The organism is uncultured Lacinutrix sp., assembly GCF_947500605.1.
Taxonomy (GTDB): Bacteria; Bacteroidota; Bacteroidia; order Flavobacteriales; family Flavobacteriaceae; genus Lacinutrix.
This window is the reverse complement of sequence record NZ_CANMSJ010000001.1, coordinates 496,895-514,254: the sequence shown is the minus strand read 5'-3', so window position 1 is coordinate 514,254 and position 17,360 is coordinate 496,895. Positions and strand designations below refer to the sequence as shown.

The following is a 17,360-nucleotide window of genomic DNA, read 5'->3' as shown; positions in this document are numbered from 1 at the left end:
ATTCGTTAAACGAAGATAATTGAAATACTTACAACGTCAAATTTCTGTTTACACGAAAAACAATTTTACTAGTTGTCTGTACTAGTTGTTAGTGTTTTTTAATGCAATTGTTTGATTTATTGCCATGTATAAAACTATTAATGCTATAATTCCAATAATTAAATTACCTATTAAAGTAATTTTAAATGGGTTAAGTAATATTAGAATAGCACTTCCTAAAACCCAAGTGTAGTCTTGAATAATAATCCAAATTACAGCTAGTTTTCTTTGTGCTTTAATTTCGTACCAAATAGTAAATGCAAAGTAGATTAAAACTAATCCAACGCTCCAAAATACTGTAGTATTACTAGTGCCAAATAATGCTGATATTTGTTGGTTTAATACAACTAGTATTAAACCGGATAGGATTGAGAATAGTGCATTGTTTTTTAAAGCTTTTTGTAAAGAGTTCATTGTGTTTATTTTTTGTTTGTGCAAATTTCTATAAACAAATGGTATTCTCTCTTGACAAATGATAGTTAATGTGTTTTTCTTAATCTGCTTAAAGATTCTGGTGTAATACCTAGCATAGAGGCGATGTATTGTAATGGCACATTTTTAAAAAGATCTGGTTCTTCATTAAGCAAACTAAGAAATCTTTGTTTTGCTGTTGTATGCAGTTGCGAGAACATGTTTTTTTCTAGTAACGCAAAAGAATTGGCTAACAAAAGATTATCAAACTCTAGCCATTTAGGTTCAGTTTTGTTAAGTTTAAAATGAGCATCTCTATTGATGGTGTAGAGTTTACAGTTGGTAATGGCTTGTATGTTCCAATGGTTACTGGTCTCGAAAACAAAGCTTGATAATGAGGTAATAAATCGGCCTTGGCTACCAATCCATAATGTTATTTCTTTGCCGTCTACAATGTCGTACATTCTTAGGTAACCAGAGTCGATAAATGCCATTTGACGACATATTTTTCCTGATTTAAGAAAGAACTCACCTTTGTTTACTTCTAATGGTTTAAAGGCTGAAAGTATAGTAGTCATCACGTGTTCTTTAACATCGACTTGACTTAGGATACAATTTTTTAATTTTTCCATTTTGTATTATTACGCTTTAAAGTATGAAAAACCTGGATTTATGGTCGCGCTTTTAATGTCTAAGCAGTAAGTGATTGATTTATAGTTAGGTTTTAGCGCTTTCTAAGCTAAACGAAGATAGCAGAAAGTTGAGAGATGTCAAACTATAGATTGCATAAAAAAACCACCTTGCTTTCGCAAAGTGGTTTTAGATAATAGTAATTTTTCTTTTTCGTTTCTATTTATCAATAGATCCTAAAACACGTTTCATAAAGTTGTTAACGGCCTCTTTTTTAGGCGTTCCTTCTTTAATCATTTTATTTACTTCAATGGCACCATACATATTAGAGATAAGTTCTCCAATAACGTCTAGTTCTTCGTCTTTTAAAGACGGAACTTCGGTTAAGGCTTCTAGAGTTTCAATGGTTTCAACGATATAGTCTTCGTCATTGTCTTCTATAAATTGCGCTAAGTGTTTTATTACTGGTAATTTCATTGATAAATTTATTTTATTTAATAAACTTTAGTTCTCGATATAAATCCGATAATAAATTCGAATGGACTAGAACTGACGTTTTTTACTTCCGCGTAAGCGAAAATGATATTATTTATGCTACTTCGTTAACTAATTCTTTTAAAACATCGAATTTGTTAGTCTGCGTTTGGTTTACAAATTTCCCGTCTTTAAAGGCAGCAAATGTTGGTAAATTATCTACAGTAGCTAATTTTCTAGATTCCGGGAATTTTTCCGCGTCAGCGATAACAAATGTTATATTTTCTAACTCGCTAGCTAATTTCTTAACTTTTGGTTTCATAATACGACAGTTACCACACCATGTTGCAGAATATTGCACAACAACTGTGTCGTTATTAGCAATAATTTCGGCTAAATTATCTTGACTTAATTCTTGAACCATGTTTAATTAGTTTACGTGGTTTGCTAAATACTCTGCAGTACCAGTTCTGTTAGCAGACATTGCATCTTTTCCTTCTTCCCAGTTTGCAGGACAAACTTCTCCTTTTTCTTGTACGTGCGTTAATGCATCGATAATACGTAAAAATTCGTTTACGTTTCTACCAATTGGCATGTTGTTTACACCTTCGTGTTGTACAATACCATCTTCGTCTATTACGTAAGTTGCTCTGTATGTTACGTTGTCTCCGTCTACAGTTACAACACCAGTTTCTTCGTTATACTTTTCGTTAGTAATATCTAAAATACCTAAAGTGTTTGCTAGGTTACGGTTAGAATCTGCTAAAATTGGGTAAGTTACACCTTCAATTCCACCATTATCTTTTGGTGTGTTTAACCATGCAAAATGAACTTCTGGAGTATCGCAAGAAGCACCAATTACGATAGTATTTCTTTTTTCAAATTCTGCTTTAGCAGCTTCGAAAGCGTGTAATTCTGTTGGGCAAACAAAAGTAAAATCTTTTGGGTACCAGAATAATAATACTTTTTTCTTGTTGTTTTTTGCTTCTTCAAGAACGTTTAATTTAAAGGTGTCACCCATTTCGTTCATTGCGTCTACATTTAAATCTGGGAACTGTTTTCCTACTATTGCCATTTGTATAAAATTTTGTAATTAATTAGATTGTTTTTTCAGTTGACAAAGATACATTAGAAGGCAAAAAAAATAGCCTAATAAAATCTTAAAATCTTATTAGGCTATAAGTTTTGGTTATAGTAAAAGGTTGTAATTATAATTTTTAGTTATTTATCTTTTAATAGTTTGATTTTAATATTAAGGGCTGCAAAGAAAAGTGTAGTAAATGGGCTTAGCCAGTTAAAAATAGCATAAACAAAGTATTCGCCAACACCAACACCTAACACACCAGATTGGTATGCTCCACAGGTATTCCAAGGGATTAATACAGAGGTTACTGTTCCAGAATCTTCAAGTGTTCTACTTAAGTTTTCTGGTGCAAGACCTTTATCTTGGTATGCTTTTTTAAACATTTTACCAGGTATTACTAGTGCTAAATACTGGTCGCTAGCAATAGCATTTAAACCTAAACAGCTTATTACTGTACTTGCAAATAAACCAAAAACAGTTGTTGCAATAGATAGTAATGCTTTTGTAATTCTGGCTAAAGCACCAATGGCATCCATAATACCACCAAACACCATTGCACAACAAATAAGTAATATGGTCCATATCATACCATTCATTCCGCCAGAGCTAAATAAATCGTTAAGTTTAGGGTTGTCTGTAATTATACTAGTATCTGTTAAAATAGCATTAGTAATCGCACCAATTTTAGTTTCTGCTATTCCGTTTAAAATTTCTGGTTGAAATATAAATGCAAAAACAGCTGCAAGAGTAACACCTATACCTAAAGCAATAAGTGGTTTTGTTTTTAATAATATTAGCCCAACAACTACTAAAGGAACAGTAAATAACCAAGGCGTAATATTAAAGGTAGCATCCATAGTTGCTAGCAAGCCACTAATATCTGCGCTTCCTGTTGTATCTACTGTAGTACTTAATATGGCAAAAACAATAAGTGTTATTACTATTGTAGGAACCGTTGTAATTGTCATGTAACGAATGTGTGTAAATAGATCTGTTCCAGCCATTGCAGGAGCAAGGTTGGTGGTGTCGCTTAAAGGTGACATTTTATCTCCAAAATAAGCACCGGAAATAACTGCACCGGCAATCATTCCAGATGGTATACCTAAAGCACTACCAATACCAATTAATGCAATACCAACGGTTGCAGAGGTTGTCCATGAACTTCCTGTTGCAATAGAAATAATAGCTGCAATTACTACAGAAGCAGGTAAAAATATAGAAGGATTTAATACTTGTAAACCATAATAAACCATAGCCGGAATAATACCACTAACTAGCCACGTACCAGCTAATGCACCAACTAAAAAAAGAATCATGATAGGAGTGAAGACGCTTCTTAGGTTTTCCCAAACTTCTTTAACCATTACTTTGAATGAGACTTTGTTTAAAAAGCCACCCATCATGGCAACAAAACCACCTATTAATAAAATAATTTGATTTGTATAACCTCCAAACCATTCTTGGTCTTCTACAAAGAAAATATTGTAAGCCAATAAGCCCATTAAAATTACTACAGGTATTAATGCTTCGAAAATATTGAGTTCTTTATTGTCAACTATTTTTTGGTCATTAATATCTATATTAGAAAGATTATCGTCTTGCATGTTAGTCAGTTTATTTTTGGATATGTAATGTTACGATTTTACAAGAAGTTATGCAAATTCATGTATATGCTGTAAATTAGCGGTTTATATAGATTTACTTGGCATAATTATTTTAGTAGATGCTTTTTGAGAAGTTATTTTAATAAATATTACTTAGTTTTATAGGTGTAAAAAAAGCCTGAACATTTATAATGTTCAGGCTTTTTAGCGTTTAAAATTAAGCGAGTGTCAATGCTTTAAGAAATAATACTAGTTGCCTGACTATTTAGAATATCTAAAATAATTGGTTTAAGACCGCTAAAAAAGAATTCTACAGCTATTACCATAACTATTAAACCCATTAAACGCATCATTACATTTATACCTGTTTGACCAAGAATTTTAATAATTTTAGTCGAGCTATATAAAATAATATAGGTTAAAGATATAACTGCAACTACTGCAAGAATAAGGATGACTTTTTTCTCTATAGAATGTGCATCTTCCATCATTACTATGGCATTGGTTAGTGCGCCTGGTCCACAAATCATAGGGATTGCTAAAGGCGTTACAGAAATATCATCTATATAGGTTTTAATCTCAGAGTCTTTTAATTTTACTTTTCCTAAACGTGCTTGTAGCATGTCCATTCCCATTAGAAAAAAGATTACACCACCAACAACTCTAAAACTGTTTACAGAGATGCCAAAGAAATTAAATAATACTTGACCAGAAAAGGCAAATATTATTATGGTAATAAAAGATACTAGCGATGCTCTTTGTGCAGTTTTAGTTCTGTGACTTTTATCTAAGTCTGCAGTCATCGTCATGAATATTGGCATTGTGCCAAAAGGATTTATCAGTGTAAAAAAAGAGGTGAATGATAAAATCCCGAATGCAATTACTTCGTTCATTGTGCTTCTTAAATTGTTAGTTTAATTATGCCATTTCAGTTTGTAAAACACCAACTTCTAGCATACATGCTTTCATTATATCAAAAGTGCGTTCTATATCTGCGTCTAATCCAATAGAAAAACGAATTAAACCATTACTTAATCCCATTTCTTTTTGTTCGTCTTCAGGAATTTCTGAAGAAGTAGAACTTCCTGGTGCGCTAAATAATGTTTTATAAAACCCTAAACTTACTGCTAAATAACCTAAGTTTTTTTCTTGCATTAACTCCATTAAAGCATTTGCTTTTTCAAGAGAACCAGCGTCTATAGTAAGCATACCACCAAATCCGTATTTTTCATTCATCATTGTTTTAAATAACTCATGAGAAGGATGAGATGCTAATCCAGGATATACTGTTTTTATACCTAAACCTTGAAATTTCTCAGCTAGAAAAGTAGCATTATAACTGTGTTGCTGCATTCTAATATGTAATGTTCTTAAGTTTTTAAGAACTGAAGCTGCACGTAAACTATCCATTGTAGACCCTAAAAGCATACAAGCACCATCGTTTACACTTTTTAAACTGTCTATAAATTCTTGAGTTCCACAAACTACACCACCAACAGTATCACTAGATCCATTAATGAATTTTGTTAAACTATGTATTACTATATCTGCACCTAAAACTGCAGGAGAAACAGATAAAGGAGAGAATGTATTATCTACAACTAATTTTAAATTATGCTTTTTAGCAAGTTTTGCTAAACCTTCTATATCTGCAACTTCTAATAATGGGTTACTAACAGATTCACAATATAAAACCTTAGTATTTGGAGTAATAGCAGCTTCAACAATATCTAATTTTGTAATGTCTACAAAAGATGTTGTAATGTTTAAACGTGGTGTAAAGTTTTTTAAGAAAGCATAAGTTCCACCATAAATAGTTCTACTAGAAACTACGTGATCTCCAGCACCACAAAGTTGTAAAATCACAGGTGTAATTGCTCCCATTCCAGAAGCTGTAACATTAGCCGATTCTGTACCTTCCATTGCAGCTAAAGCTTGACTTAAATATAGGTTAGAAGGAGTAGTATGTCTTGAATATAAGTAACAACCATCTGTATTACCTTCAAAAGTATCTTGCATTGTTTTTGCAGATATAAAGGTGTAAGTAGAGGAGTCTGAAATTGAAGGATTTACACCTCCAAATTCTCCAAAATATTGTAGGTCCTGAATATTATTTGCTGGTTTAAATTTCATAGTTTTGTGTATAAATAATTAGAGTGTATGATTATTATGGTGTAAAACTGATCTATTTTAGATTAATAATCAATAGATTTGTTTAAATTCAGTTTTTAAAACTGAATAATTATATTTTTGTGGTTTAATTTTAATTATTTATTTAGAATTTCCCAATTCAACTGAAAATTTTTCGATTATGACTTTTGATGCTATAGATACCAAGTTAATTCAATTGCTACAAGAAGATTGTAAGCAAACCAATAAGGAGCTTTCTAATAAGTTGAACTTATCAATTACAGCTGTTTACGAGCGTATTAAAAAGCTTGAAAATAATGGTGTAATAGATAAATATGTGGCTTTAATTAAAAAAGAGGCTATAGAGAAATCGTTTGTTGCCTTTTGTCATATTAAATTAGAAAAGCATTCTCAAGCATATGTAATGAAGTTTGAAAAGGAAGTCACCGAGTTAAATGAAGTTCTGGAATGTTTTCATATTAGTGGTGATTACGACTACTTACTAAAAGTCTTGGTAAAAGATATGGAGGCTTTTAGAGAATTTATGGTAAATAAGTTAACTAATATTAACCATATTGGAAGTACGCATAGTATGTTCATGATTAACGAAGTGAAACATACAACAGCAATTTCTGTTTAATTTTTAAAAACTATGTTTCAATCTGCAAGATATAAGCTTATAGAATTTTTTCTAATATTTATCGTCACTCCGGTAAGTTTTACAATAGATTTTCCCTTTTGGGTTAAAGGAATTATAGCTTTAACAGGCTTTACATATATTATATATGTATTGTTGAAAATTCAGAAAAACAAATTGAAAGTAGCTAAAGGGCTTAATTGGTCTCGGTTTTTTCGTGACACTTTAGTAAAATTAGTCGCTATCGCTGTTATAACAATTGCTTTTGTTTATTTTTCAGATAGAGAAAATCTGTTTAAAGTCGTTTTAAACAAACCTTTAATGTGGTTGCTATTTTTATTTGTGTACTCTGCTTTTTCAGTTTATCCTCAAGAATTAATCTACAGAACCTTTTACTTTCAGCGTTACGAGAATTTATTTCAGAATAAAAAATTGTTCATTTTTGTTAATGCCATTGTGTTTTCATTAGCACATTTATTTTTTAAAAATACGTTAGTAATTTTTTTAACCTTTTTAGGCGGATTACTTTTTGCATTCACTTATAAAAAAACAAAATCAACACTATTAGTATCTATAGAACACGCTATTTATGGTTGCTGGTTGTTTACCGTTGGTATGGGAGAAATGCTTGGTTTTCCTAGTTAATATATTGAAATAATTATTAGCCTTTTTTTATTGTAGTAAAATTATTACTTTGTAAGCGCTATTAATTAACTAAATATGGAATACCAAGAAATACAAGAAGTCTATAAAACTATTTTCGAATCTTATTGTAAACCTTCTTTAGAAACCCACATTCAAAAAATAATTGAACTGGATAAATTTCTACCTTATAGTTCGACGTTCTTTTGTATTACAAATACTCAAGATTTAAAGTTCGAATACATAAGTAAGAATTTTAAAGCCTGTTTAGGTATAGAGCCAATGGATCTAGAAGCCAAAGGCATGAAATACTTTTGGAGTAAAATACACCCAGACGATATCGAGGTATGGCTATCTGCTTTAAATGAATTAATGGAATTTACAATTGCCGAAATTCCAGAAGAAGATAGATCTATTAGCAATTATACCTGGAATTATAGATTTAAAAATGGAAAAGGAGACTATGTAAATGTTGTACAAAATACAACGCCATTGGCTTTCGATGAAAATAAAAAACCAATTATTGGTTTGGCACATTATACCGTTTTAAACGGAAACATTAAAATGCCAATTACTGCTACAGCAAAGCTTTTAAATAATAAAAACGAATATGAAACCATCTATTATAACAACTTTTCGCAAAAACTCTTACACTCAGGAATAAGTAATAGAGAACGCGATGTTATAAGGTTATTGGTCTTAAATTATTCTAGTAAAGAGATTTCTGTGCGATTAAATATTAGTCCGCATACTGTAGATACGCACAGAAGAAATATTTTAAAGAAACTTAAAATATCCTCTACAGGAGAGTTAATAGGTATGCTAAAAATTAATAAAACTATGGTTTTTTAATAAAATTACTCAAATTGAGTATTGTAGAGTTTTATAATTATTTAGAACTTCGCATTGCTATTAATCAATTCTATTATTTAAAAGCCTATTTTAGAAAGCACTTTTCTAATTAGGCTTTTTTTTGTTTTAGTTATCTAAAAAACTAAACGTTAAAATTCCGGGAAACCATTCGTAATTAGTCATTCAAAATTGTACTTTTGTTATAATATTAAATTTGTCATTTTCGCAAAACGAAAAACTATACAAAAACATTTTTTATGAGTAAATACGATGTAGCCATAATTGGTTCAGGACCTGGAGGATATGTAGCAGCAATACGTTGCGCACAACTAGGAATGAAAACAGCAATAATTGAAAAATATTCAACATTAGGAGGAACCTGCTTAAACGTTGGTTGTATTCCTAGTAAAGCATTGTTAAGTTCTTCTCACCACTACGAGGAAGCTACAAAACATTTTGAAGATCACGGTATTGAAATACCTGGAGAAATAAAAGTAAACCTTGAAAAAATGATTGGTCGTAAGCAAGCAGTTGTAGACCAAACAACAGGAGGTATTGACTTTTTAATGAAGAAAAACAAAATCGATGTTTTTACAGGTGTTGGTAGTTTTAAAGACGCTACACACATAACAATTACAGGAGAAGAGACTACAAAGATTGAAGCTACACATAGTATTATCGCTACAGGATCTAAACCATCTACTTTACCATTTATTACTTTAGATAAAGAACGTGTAATAACATCTACCGAAGCTTTAAAACTTAAAGAAATCCCTAAGCATTTAATTATAATTGGTGGTGGTGTTATTGGCTTAGAATTAGGTCAAGTATACCGTCGTTTAGGAGCAGAAGTTACTGTTATAGAATATATGGATCGCATTCTTCCAACAATGGATGCAGGCTTATCTAAAGAACTTAATAAGGTCTTTAAGAAAGCAAAATGTAAAATGATGCTGTCTCACAAAGTACAATCTGTAGAGCGTAATGGAGACGAGGTTATCGTTAAAGCAGAAAACAAAAAAGGAGAAGTAGTAGAGTTTAAAGGAGACTATTGTTTAGTATCTGTAGGACGTAAGCCATATACAGATGGTTTAAACCTTGAAGCTGCTGGTGTAAAATTAACAGATCGTGGACAAGTAGAAACAAACGAGCATTTACAAACAAATGTTTCTAATATTTATGCTATTGGTGATGTTGTTAAAGGAGCAATGTTGGCTCACAAAGCTGAAGAAGAAGGAACTTTTGTTGCTGAAACTTTAGCAGGACAAAAACCACACATCGATTATAACTTAATTCCAGGCGTTGTTTATACTTGGCCAGAAGTTGCTGCAGTTGGTAAAACTGAAGAAGAGTTAAAAGCAGAAGGTGTTGCTTACAAAGCAGGACAGTTTCCTTTTAGAGCTTTAGGTAGAGCAAGAGCTAGTGGAGATATCGACGGATTTGTAAAAATCTTGGCCGATGAAAAAACTGACGAAGTTTTAGGTGTACACATGATTGGTGCACGTTGTGCAGATTTAATTGCAGAAGCAGTAGTTGCTATGGAATTTAGAGCAAGCGCAGAAGATATTTCTCGTATGTCTCACGCACATCCAACATTTGCAGAAGCAGTAAAAGAAGCCGCTTTAGCAGCAACAGAAGATAGAGCTTTACACGTATAGATTATGATAATAGAACCAAAAACAAGAGGTTTTATATGTTTAACATCGCACCCAAAAGGTTGTGAGCAAAACGTAATAAACCAAATAGAATATATAAAGGAAAGACCAGTTACAGAAGGCCCTAAAAAAGTATTAGTAATAGGTGCATCTACAGGATTTGGGTTAGCATCTAGAATAACAAGTGCTTACGGATCTAACGCTGCAACTATTGGCGCTTTTTTCGAGAAGCCACCAACAGCAGGTCGTCCAGCATCACCAGGATGGTATAATAGTGCAGCTTTCGAGGCTCAGGCTCATAAAGATGGATTATATGCTAAAAGTATAAATGGAGATGCATTTTCTAATGCTATAAAAACAGAGACTATTGACCTAATCAAAAAGGATTTAGGAGAAATAGATTTATTGGTTTATAGTTTAGCTTCGCCAGTACGTACGCATCCTGATTCAGGAGTGCGTTTTAAATCGGTTTTAAAACCAATTGGTACTAAATTTACAGATAATACTGTAGATTTTCATACAGGTGAAGTTAAAGAGGTGTCTATAGAGCCTTGTACAGAACAGGAAATTGAAAACACTGTAACTGTAATGGGAGGTGAAGATTGGCAAATGTGGATAGATCAACTTAAAGCTGCAGGTGTTTTATCTAAAGATTTTAAAACAGTTGCTTACTCTTATATTGGCCCTTCATTAACTGAAGCAGTTTATAGAAAAGGAACAATTGGTCGTGCAAAAGACCATTTAGAAGCAACAGCTTTTAAAATTACAGATGGTTTAAAAGATATTAATGGTCAAGCCTATGTATCGGTAAATAAAGCATTAGTAACACAAGCTAGTTCTGCAATTCCAGTAATACCATTGTATATTTCATTATTATATAAAGTAATGAAAGAGGAAGGTATTCACGAAGGTTGTATCGAGCAAATAGAACGTTTGTTTAATGCACGTTTATATGCTGAAAATATGCCTTTAGACTACGCAGGAAGAATTAGAATTGACGATTGGGAAATGCGTGATGATATTCAAGCAAAAATTTTAGAGCTTTGGAAACAAGCTACAACTGAAACTTTACCAGAAATTGGAGATTTAAAAGGTTATGAAACAGATTTCTTTAATCTTTTTGGATTTAAAGTAGATGGTATTGATTACGATAAAGATGTTGACGAAATGGTTAACATACCAAGTATAACTGCATAGTTTTATAGCATAATAATATATTAAAAGCGAACTTATATAAGTTCGCTTTTTTTTTGTTTTAAAGAGTAATTTTCATTTTATAAGAATAATAATTGAGTGTTTTTTTTGTGTTTTCAGTTAAACAGATTTAATAAGAGAATGTTAAAATAAAATGTGTTTTGTCGATTATATTAGTTTTTAATCGGATATTTAAGTATATTTATAATCCCAAATCTAATATACTAACATTATGAAAACTGCCTACCTAGCACTTGTTTTTTGCTTCTTCCTATCTTTTAGTAATTCGCAAAACAAAAACGTTGCAATTGTCGAAGATTATGTAAAAAGCTTTAATAATAAAGATTCTATTGCAACTCTAAACCTTATACATAAAAATTTTGGTGAATATTGGAATACCTTAACGGTAACCAAAAATAAACGTGAACATTCTAATTATTATGCTTGGAGTAATATTATGCAAGATTACGAGGAAGTAGAAGTGGTTAGCGCTACAGGTAAAAAAGTAGTTGTTAACTCTACTTATTATTCAGATTTAGATAAGCTATTAGGGAAAATGCCTTATAAATGTAAAAAAACATTTATAGTTTCTAATGGGAAAATTCTAAAGATAATAAGCTCGAAAAATAAAGGTTACGACCTTTATCAAAACAAAAGAAAAAGCGCATATATTAAATTTAAAAACTGGTTGTCTAATACTCATAAATTAAAGCGTAGAGATTTTAAAATGAATCAAGAAGATGCTTTAAAAATGAAAAACATTGTTATGGAGTATCTTTCGGAAACAGAAGAAGTAATTGTTGAGAGAGATTAGTATTAATAGCGGTATAACAAAAAGGTGAATCTAATCGATTCACCTTTTTTTTGCTTTACACTGTAACAACTATAAACTTATTGTGTCTGTATAGTTAATCAATCAATAACCAAACAAATCAAAAAATGAAAACTACAATCACTAAAATCTGTACTTATTTAATAATTGTAACTGTTGCTTTTTCTTGTAAAAGAGCAGAAGAAGACAAGTCAGTTTCTATAAATGAATATGTCCTTGAAGACCAGGAATTATATAATACAATAAAAGCTTTAGATGCTAAATATTTTAATGCTTATAATACCTGTGATATAGAAACACAAAGTGAAATGGTTCCTGATAATTTTGAATTTTATCATGATAAAGGAGGCTTAATGACTTCTAAAATAGATTTTCTAGAAGCTTTAAAGAATAATATTTGTGGAAAAGTAAAACGAACTTTAGTTGAAGGAAGTGTAGAAGTTTATCCAATAAATAATTATGGAGCAGTACAAATAGGCTACCATACCTTTTTTAATAATCAAGAACCTGATGCAGTATCTAAACCAAGTAAATTTATAGTTATTTGGAAAAAGGAAAATGACTCTTGGAAAATGTCAAGAGTGGTTAGTTTACACTAGAAACGATCTAATTTTTTATAATGAACACTATTATTAATAGTTTCAAAACTCCTTTGTCATTCTTTCTTTTGCAGGAATAACAAAGGAGTTAACTTTTAATACTGTTCCAAAATATTTAAAACCTCCTTTTTATAACTCCTGCTAATTGGCAAGGCTTTTTCACTTATGGTAATATGCTCGTTTGTAAAAGATTCAATATGTTTTATAGATATAATATACGATCTATGAATACGCATAAATTGCTGTTTAGGCAGTTTAGCTTCAATTGCAGTTATGGTTTCCCGAGTAACAATAGTTTCGTTGCTTAGATGAATTTTAATATAATCGCTATAGCTTTCAATATAAACAATAGCTTTAAAATCTATTTTAAGCATACGCCTATCTGAGCGTACAAACATAAAATCGTTTGCTTCTTCAGTTTTACTCGTCTCTATTTCTTTAGTATTGTAAACCTCAAAATAAGTGTTTACTGCTTTTAATAAACGCTCAAAAGCTATTGGTTTTAATAAATAATCTACAGCCTGCAATTCGAAACCTTCCACAGCATAATCTCTATACGCAGTGGTGAATATAACTTTAATGTCTTTGTTTATAGATTTAGCAAAAGCAATTCCTGATATTTCTGGCATATTAATATCTAAAAACACCAGGTCAATTTTATTAGCATTAATGCAATTAAAAGCATCAACGGCATTACTGCAGCTTTTCACAATTTCGATATTATCTATTTTAAATAAGTGTGTTGCAATTATTTCTCTCGCAATAGTTTCGTCATCTACAATAAGGCAGGAGATTAGTTTATGCATTTTTAGTTGTATTTATATTTAATAGTGCTTCAAAAGTGGTTTCATTATTACTAATATCTAGTGTGTACAGGTCTTTATATAACAATTCTAATCGTTTTTTTATATTTTCTAAGCCAATACCATGTTTGCTATTAGTCTTCGTTTGTGATGTGTTTTTTATACTAAATCTTAAATTTTCAGCTTCACAAGAAATAGTAATATCAACTTTTAATGTTCCGTTTTGTATAAAGCCATGTTTAAAACTATTTTCTACAAAAGGCATTAATAGCATTGGTGATATTTTGGTAGTTTCCTTAATATTATCAGTAACAAATGAAACAGACAATGTATCATTAAATCGCAATTGTTCTAAAGCGATATAATCTTTTATATGGTTTATTTCTTCGGTTAAACTTACAAAAGGCTTATCTATTTGGTAGAGTAGGTAGTCCAGTAAATTGGATAGTTTTAGTATCATTTCCGGAGTTTCGTCAGCTTTTTTTAAGGCAAAACCATACATTGTATTTAATGTGTTAAACAAGAAATGCGGATGAATTTGTATTTTTAAATAGTTTAATTCTTGTTCTTTTAGTTTTAGTTGTGTCTCTAATATTTTCTTTTCGAGAGCATTTGCTTTTTCACTGTTTTTTAAATTCAGTTTTAATAACTTAAAAGCACTAACTATAATAACAACTAGGTAAACACCTGTCATTACAAACAATAAGTTTTTGCTTATTGGGTTCATTTTATCGTATTCGAAATTCGATAAAAAAATTAAGCTGAAAAATATAGAAACAAAAATTAAATAAGCCGATACAATTAAGGTGTATAGGCTGTATAAGCTAAAACGGAAGTATTGTTTTGTTATTAAATAATTAGGTATTAATTTGTAAATAGAAACATAAGTTGTCGCTATTGTTATAGGCATTAAAAACAATGAAAATGATACTGTTCTATTAAAATCTGTACTGCCAACACCAAAGAAGTAAATGTAAAATAGTAGCACACAAAACCAGAAAAGAACATGTAGAAGCACTTGTTTTATTATCTTGAAGATGAATTCCTTTTTTAGCATTATTTGTAAATTGTTTTACAATAATAGTATATTTTTATTCGTGATTAATAATTTGTAGACGAATGACGGATTTAGCAATTGTTTTAACATTTTGTAGAATCGGTTGCTAATTTGGTAATCTATCGCTTTTAATTTTTTAAAGCTGAAATCTAAAGTAAGTTTGAAAAACATTAATCAAAACACTAACAATTATGAATGTAGTATCATCAAAATTTCTTTTAATTAATCCTTTTATGGAAGGTGGACCATTATTTATGTCTCTTATTTTAATTTGCTTATTGCTGTCCCTTTTCTTTATTATTAAAGGCTTTTTAAGTCTTAAAACTAACGAAGCACTTTCTAGTAAAATGATAAAACTTACTGTCGATTCTAGTCTTTTGGGCTTAGTTTTAGGATTTTTAGGTTCTGTTATTGGCTTAATTACAGCTTTCGATTCTATTCAATCAATGGGCAATGTAGATCCTAATATATTTGCAGGAGGATTAAAAGTCTCTTTATTAACAGCGACTTTTGGTTTATTTTCTTTTGTTGTTGCTAGAGTAGGAATACTAGTATTAAGAAGTGCTATTAAAAAGTAAGAGTTTTAAAATTATAAGAAGTAAAGGGTAATCTAAAATATTAGGTTACTCTTTTTTTATTGTAATTCTCTTGTTAAATCTCTAATGCGTAAACGGTTACTATAGTCGTGTTCGTTTACATCTCTTACAAAGCAGTAAGGACTAATAGCATCATTTTTAACCTTTTTTGTTAATTCTTCAACAGTAAAAGGTCCAAATTCTTTAGATTTTTCTATGTAGTAAAACTCGTGATCGTGAATTATGTCGGTAGCTTTATTCTTGTATTTTTCGTGAAGAAATTGCTGTACATCTTCTAACGAATTTAATGATTCAGAATAACTGCTTTCGTTTATAAAAATGGCACAATCATCGGTTTGTAATCTATTAAGTATTAAGATGTCATCATCCTTAAAATAGGCTTTAACTGTAGTCTCTCCATCTTCTGTTACAATAGAGAATAGGTTCTTTTTCTCAATACACCAAGAGGTTTCTGTAGTAGTTTTACTTTCAGAAATGTGTAGGGTGTTTTCATCTTTAAAAATATAAATAGCCTTCTTTTTAGAAATACCATTTACTAAAACCCAATGCTGATTTAAAAACAAGTCCTCATAATGCGTTTCGTGATGAAACGGTTGTAGGTTTGGCAGTAAATTAAATATAGCAGGAGACATTAGTTAGTTTTAGAGCGTTTTATTACAAACGAAAAACTAAAGATAATATTTTATGCTTAAAGAAATTGAATTTTAAAAAGAAGACACAAAAAAGTTGATACTTCTATAGATTACTTGTTCTTATTATACTTGTGGTAATTTTTATCTCCTCTAGTTTTTGGCTTTTTATACTTAGCAGCAATCTTAAACTTATAAGATCCACCTCGATTTTCTTTAGAATTCTTTTCAGATTTATCATGAAAAGCAGGACCAGGAGCATCTTCGTCCTTCTTACGTTTGTGAGGATTGTTGTGCTCTTTAATTTGTGGTCTTTCTTCTTCAATTAATTCGGTAGAAATTTCTACTTCAGCAGGTAACGCTTCAACTTCAATAGTCATTTGCATTAATGCTTCGATATCCTCAATAGCATGCAAATCTTTTTCGGTAGTAAAAACATGTGCTTGTCCTTCGCGTTCAGCACGACCGGTTCTACCAATTCTATGCATGTAGTTTTCAGGGAAATCTGGAGTATCAAAATTTATAACATGCGTTACATTATCAATATCCAAACCACGAGCCATAACATCTGTTGCGACTAATATTCTATTATCTCCTTCGCGAAATTGCTCGATACTACGCAATCTGTAGTTTTGTGTTTTGTTAGAGTGTATTACACAAAGCTCATCATTATACTCTTCGGCTAAAGCTTCAAAAAGACGATCTGCCATCTTTTTATAAGCAACAAAAATCAATACTTTGTTATAAGTTTCTGCGTCTTGAAGTAAATGCTTTAGTAAATTTAATTTTGTGTAAAAATTAGGAACTATATAACGTGTTTGCTTAATGTTCTCTAATGGTGTTCCAGAAGTTGCAATCGATACTTTTTCTGGAGATTTAAAGAAATCTACAATTAATGCATCTACATCATGAGTCATGGTTGCAGAAAACATAATATTTTGACGACGTTCTGGAAGAAGATCGAAAATATTAATTAATTGATGTCTAAAACCTAAATCTAACATCACATCGACTTCATCGATAATTAATTTCTGAATAGATTTTAAATTTAAAACATGACTTAAAGCTAAATCATACATACGACCAGGAGTCGCAACTAAAATATCAATACCTTCAGCAATAGCTCTTTTTTGCGTATTAATATTTGTACCACCATAAACACCTAAAACACGAGTGTTTATGTATTTGGTTAGCTTTTCTATCTCATCTACCACTTGTACAACAAGCTCTCGAGTAGGTACTAAAACCAATACTCTTGGGTTTTCTTGTTTAGAAAATGGTAAGTTTTTAAGTACAGGAAGCATGTAACCAAAGGTTTTTCCTGTTCCTGTTTGTGCAATTCCAACCATATCTTTACCGCTGGCGACAACGCTAAAAGCTTCGGCTTGAATAGGAGTAGGCGTTGTAAAGCCTAAATCGTCAAGCGCGTTATATAATGGTGTATTTAAGTTTAAGTCTCTAAAAGTCAAAACGTGTTATTTAAGTCGCAAAA

Annotated in this window: 20 protein-coding genes; 8 read left to right on the top strand and 12 right to left on the bottom strand. The window is 30.8% G+C overall.

All coding sequences use genetic code 11. From position 1 onward, the window contains the following. Positions 1-81 precede the first annotated feature (81 nt). The 8 genes from Q0935_RS02360 to Q0935_RS02325 all read right to left on the bottom strand — a co-directional run bounded on the left by Q0935_RS02360 (position 82) and on the right by Q0935_RS02325 (position 6,375). Positions 82-453: a hypothetical protein gene (locus Q0935_RS02360; protein ID WP_299382035.1), complete on the bottom strand. Its 372-nt coding sequence runs from the start codon at positions 451-453 to the stop codon at positions 82-84. Positions 454-518: 65 nt separating this feature from the next. Beyond that, positions 519-1,082, bottom strand: a complete 564-nt coding sequence (locus tag Q0935_RS02355) for a Crp/Fnr family transcriptional regulator (RefSeq protein ID WP_299382032.1) — start codon at positions 1,080-1,082, stop codon at positions 519-521. A 217-nt stretch (positions 1,083-1,299) separates the two neighbouring features. Continuing rightward, entirely contained in the window at positions 1,300-1,557 is a 258-nt protein-coding gene (locus tag Q0935_RS02350; protein WP_076733369.1) for a hypothetical protein, read from the bottom strand. A 112-nt stretch (positions 1,558-1,669) separates the two neighbouring features. After that, the gene (locus tag Q0935_RS02345; protein ID WP_299382029.1) at positions 1,670-1,978 is read right to left on the bottom strand and encodes a co-chaperone YbbN; all 309 of its coding nucleotides are present in this window, start codon (positions 1,976-1,978) and stop codon (positions 1,670-1,672) included. Positions 1,979-1,984: 6 nt separating this feature from the next. Next, a complete protein-coding gene (locus Q0935_RS02340; RefSeq protein WP_299247282.1) occupies positions 1,985-2,629 on the bottom strand; it encodes a peroxiredoxin in 645 nt (214 codons plus the stop codon). Positions 2,630-2,775: 146 nt separating this feature from the next. Continuing rightward, positions 2,776-4,242: a Na+/H+ antiporter NhaC family protein gene (locus tag Q0935_RS02335; protein ID WP_299382027.1), complete on the bottom strand. Its 1,467-nt coding sequence runs from the start codon at positions 4,240-4,242 to the stop codon at positions 2,776-2,778. Between the two features lie 236 nt (positions 4,243-4,478). Continuing rightward, complete coding sequence (locus Q0935_RS02330; protein WP_299247288.1) at positions 4,479-5,135, bottom strand: MarC family protein; 657 nt, start codon at positions 5,133-5,135, stop codon at positions 4,479-4,481. Between the two features lie 25 nt (positions 5,136-5,160). Continuing rightward, complete coding sequence (locus Q0935_RS02325; RefSeq protein ID WP_299382024.1) at positions 5,161-6,375, bottom strand: aminotransferase class I/II-fold pyridoxal phosphate-dependent enzyme; 1,215 nt, start codon at positions 6,373-6,375, stop codon at positions 5,161-5,163. Positions 6,376-6,553: 178 nt separating this feature from the next. Here Q0935_RS02325 and Q0935_RS02320 point away from each other — a divergent pair, with 178 nt between their 5' ends. The 7 genes from Q0935_RS02320 to Q0935_RS02290 all read left to right on the top strand — a co-directional run bounded on the left by Q0935_RS02320 (position 6,554) and on the right by Q0935_RS02290 (position 12,783). Then, a complete protein-coding gene (locus Q0935_RS02320; RefSeq protein ID WP_299247293.1) occupies positions 6,554-7,012 on the top strand; it encodes an Lrp/AsnC family transcriptional regulator in 459 nt (152 codons plus the stop codon). 12 nt (positions 7,013-7,024) lie between these two features. After that, the gene (locus Q0935_RS02315) at positions 7,025-7,654 is read left to right on the top strand and encodes a CPBP family intramembrane glutamic endopeptidase (RefSeq protein WP_299382022.1); all 630 of its coding nucleotides are present in this window, start codon (positions 7,025-7,027) and stop codon (positions 7,652-7,654) included. Between the two features lie 75 nt (positions 7,655-7,729). Next, positions 7,730-8,503, top strand: a complete 774-nt coding sequence (locus Q0935_RS02310; RefSeq protein ID WP_299247298.1) for a LuxR C-terminal-related transcriptional regulator — start codon at positions 7,730-7,732, stop codon at positions 8,501-8,503. 257 nt (positions 8,504-8,760) lie between these two features. Continuing rightward, a complete protein-coding gene (lpdA, locus tag Q0935_RS02305; RefSeq protein ID WP_299382019.1) occupies positions 8,761-10,161 on the top strand; it encodes a dihydrolipoyl dehydrogenase in 1,401 nt (466 codons plus the stop codon). 3 nt (positions 10,162-10,164) lie between these two features. After that, positions 10,165-11,355 (top strand): enoyl-ACP reductase FabV, encoded by a 1,191-nt coding sequence (fabV, locus tag Q0935_RS02300; protein ID WP_299382017.1) that lies wholly within the window; start codon positions 10,165-10,167, stop codon positions 11,353-11,355. Between the two features lie 229 nt (positions 11,356-11,584). After that, a complete protein-coding gene (locus Q0935_RS02295; RefSeq protein ID WP_299382014.1) occupies positions 11,585-12,166 on the top strand; it encodes a hypothetical protein in 582 nt (193 codons plus the stop codon). A 125-nt stretch (positions 12,167-12,291) separates the two neighbouring features. Then, the gene (locus Q0935_RS02290) at positions 12,292-12,783 is read left to right on the top strand and encodes a nuclear transport factor 2 family protein (protein ID WP_299247309.1); all 492 of its coding nucleotides are present in this window, start codon (positions 12,292-12,294) and stop codon (positions 12,781-12,783) included. Positions 12,784-12,878: 95 nt separating this feature from the next. On the opposite strand, the gene Q0935_RS02285 is transcribed toward Q0935_RS02290, so the two are convergent. Both Q0935_RS02285 and Q0935_RS02280 read right to left on the bottom strand, forming a co-directional pair. Continuing rightward, positions 12,879-13,589, bottom strand: coding sequence for a LytTR family DNA-binding domain-containing protein (locus tag Q0935_RS02285; RefSeq protein ID WP_299382011.1), 711 nt, complete (start codon positions 13,587-13,589; stop codon positions 12,879-12,881). Then, positions 13,582-14,643, bottom strand: a complete 1,062-nt coding sequence (locus Q0935_RS02280) for a sensor histidine kinase (protein ID WP_299382009.1) — start codon at positions 14,641-14,643, stop codon at positions 13,582-13,584. The genes Q0935_RS02285 and Q0935_RS02280 overlap by 8 nt, the downstream gene beginning before the upstream one ends. 191 nt (positions 14,644-14,834) lie before the next feature. Between Q0935_RS02280 and Q0935_RS02275 the strand changes: the two genes are divergently transcribed. Beyond that, a complete protein-coding gene (locus Q0935_RS02275) occupies positions 14,835-15,221 on the top strand; it encodes a MotA/TolQ/ExbB proton channel family protein (protein ID WP_299382006.1) in 387 nt (128 codons plus the stop codon). 56 nt (positions 15,222-15,277) lie between these two features. Here Q0935_RS02275 and Q0935_RS02270 read toward each other — a convergent pair whose 3' ends face one another. Both Q0935_RS02270 and Q0935_RS02265 read right to left on the bottom strand, forming a co-directional pair. After that, on the bottom strand, positions 15,278-15,871 hold the full coding sequence (locus Q0935_RS02270) for a hypothetical protein (RefSeq protein WP_299382004.1): 594 nt from the start codon (positions 15,869-15,871) through the stop codon (positions 15,278-15,280). 110 nt (positions 15,872-15,981) lie between these two features. Continuing rightward, a complete protein-coding gene (locus Q0935_RS02265; RefSeq protein WP_299382003.1) occupies positions 15,982-17,337 on the bottom strand; it encodes a DEAD/DEAH box helicase in 1,356 nt (451 codons plus the stop codon). Positions 17,338-17,360: the final 23 nt, after the last annotated feature.

Bases quoted from the DNA above. Each gene is read 5' to 3' on its own strand.
- Q0935_RS02360 (WP_299382035.1), bottom strand. From the start codon at position 453: ATGAACTCTTTACAAAAAGCTTTAAAAAACAATGCACTATTCTCAATC.
- Q0935_RS02355 (WP_299382032.1), bottom strand. From the start codon at position 1,082: ATGGAAAAATTAAAAAATTGTATCCTAAGTCAAGTCGATGTTAAAGAA.
- Q0935_RS02350 (WP_076733369.1), bottom strand. From the start codon at position 1,557: ATGAAATTACCAGTAATAAAACACTTAGCGCAATTTATAGAAGACAAT.
- Q0935_RS02345 (WP_299382029.1), bottom strand. From the start codon at position 1,978: ATGGTTCAAGAATTAAGTCAAGATAATTTAGCCGAAATTATTGCTAAT.
- Q0935_RS02340 (WP_299247282.1), bottom strand. From the start codon at position 2,629: ATGGCAATAGTAGGAAAACAGTTCCCAGATTTAAATGTAGACGCAATG.
- Q0935_RS02335 (WP_299382027.1), bottom strand. From the start codon at position 4,242: ATGCAAGACGATAATCTTTCTAATATAGATATTAATGACCAAAAAATA.
- Q0935_RS02330 (WP_299247288.1), bottom strand. From the start codon at position 5,135: ATGAACGAAGTAATTGCATTCGGGATTTTATCATTCACCTCTTTTTTT.
- Q0935_RS02325 (WP_299382024.1), bottom strand. From the start codon at position 6,375: ATGAAATTTAAACCAGCAAATAATATTCAGGACCTACAATATTTTGGA.
- Q0935_RS02320 (WP_299247293.1), top strand. From the start codon at position 6,554: ATGACTTTTGATGCTATAGATACCAAGTTAATTCAATTGCTACAAGAA.
- Q0935_RS02315 (WP_299382022.1), top strand. From the start codon at position 7,025: ATGTTTCAATCTGCAAGATATAAGCTTATAGAATTTTTTCTAATATTT.
- Q0935_RS02310 (WP_299247298.1), top strand. From the start codon at position 7,730: ATGGAATACCAAGAAATACAAGAAGTCTATAAAACTATTTTCGAATCT.
- lpdA (WP_299382019.1), top strand. From the start codon at position 8,761: ATGAGTAAATACGATGTAGCCATAATTGGTTCAGGACCTGGAGGATAT.
- fabV (WP_299382017.1), top strand. From the start codon at position 10,165: ATGATAATAGAACCAAAAACAAGAGGTTTTATATGTTTAACATCGCAC.
- Q0935_RS02295 (WP_299382014.1), top strand. From the start codon at position 11,585: ATGAAAACTGCCTACCTAGCACTTGTTTTTTGCTTCTTCCTATCTTTT.
- Q0935_RS02290 (WP_299247309.1), top strand. From the start codon at position 12,292: ATGAAAACTACAATCACTAAAATCTGTACTTATTTAATAATTGTAACT.
- Q0935_RS02285 (WP_299382011.1), bottom strand. From the start codon at position 13,589: ATGCATAAACTAATCTCCTGCCTTATTGTAGATGACGAAACTATTGCG.
- Q0935_RS02280 (WP_299382009.1), bottom strand. From the start codon at position 14,643: ATGCTAAAAAAGGAATTCATCTTCAAGATAATAAAACAAGTGCTTCTA.
- Q0935_RS02275 (WP_299382006.1), top strand. From the start codon at position 14,835: ATGAATGTAGTATCATCAAAATTTCTTTTAATTAATCCTTTTATGGAA.
- Q0935_RS02270 (WP_299382004.1), bottom strand. From the start codon at position 15,871: ATGTCTCCTGCTATATTTAATTTACTGCCAAACCTACAACCGTTTCAT.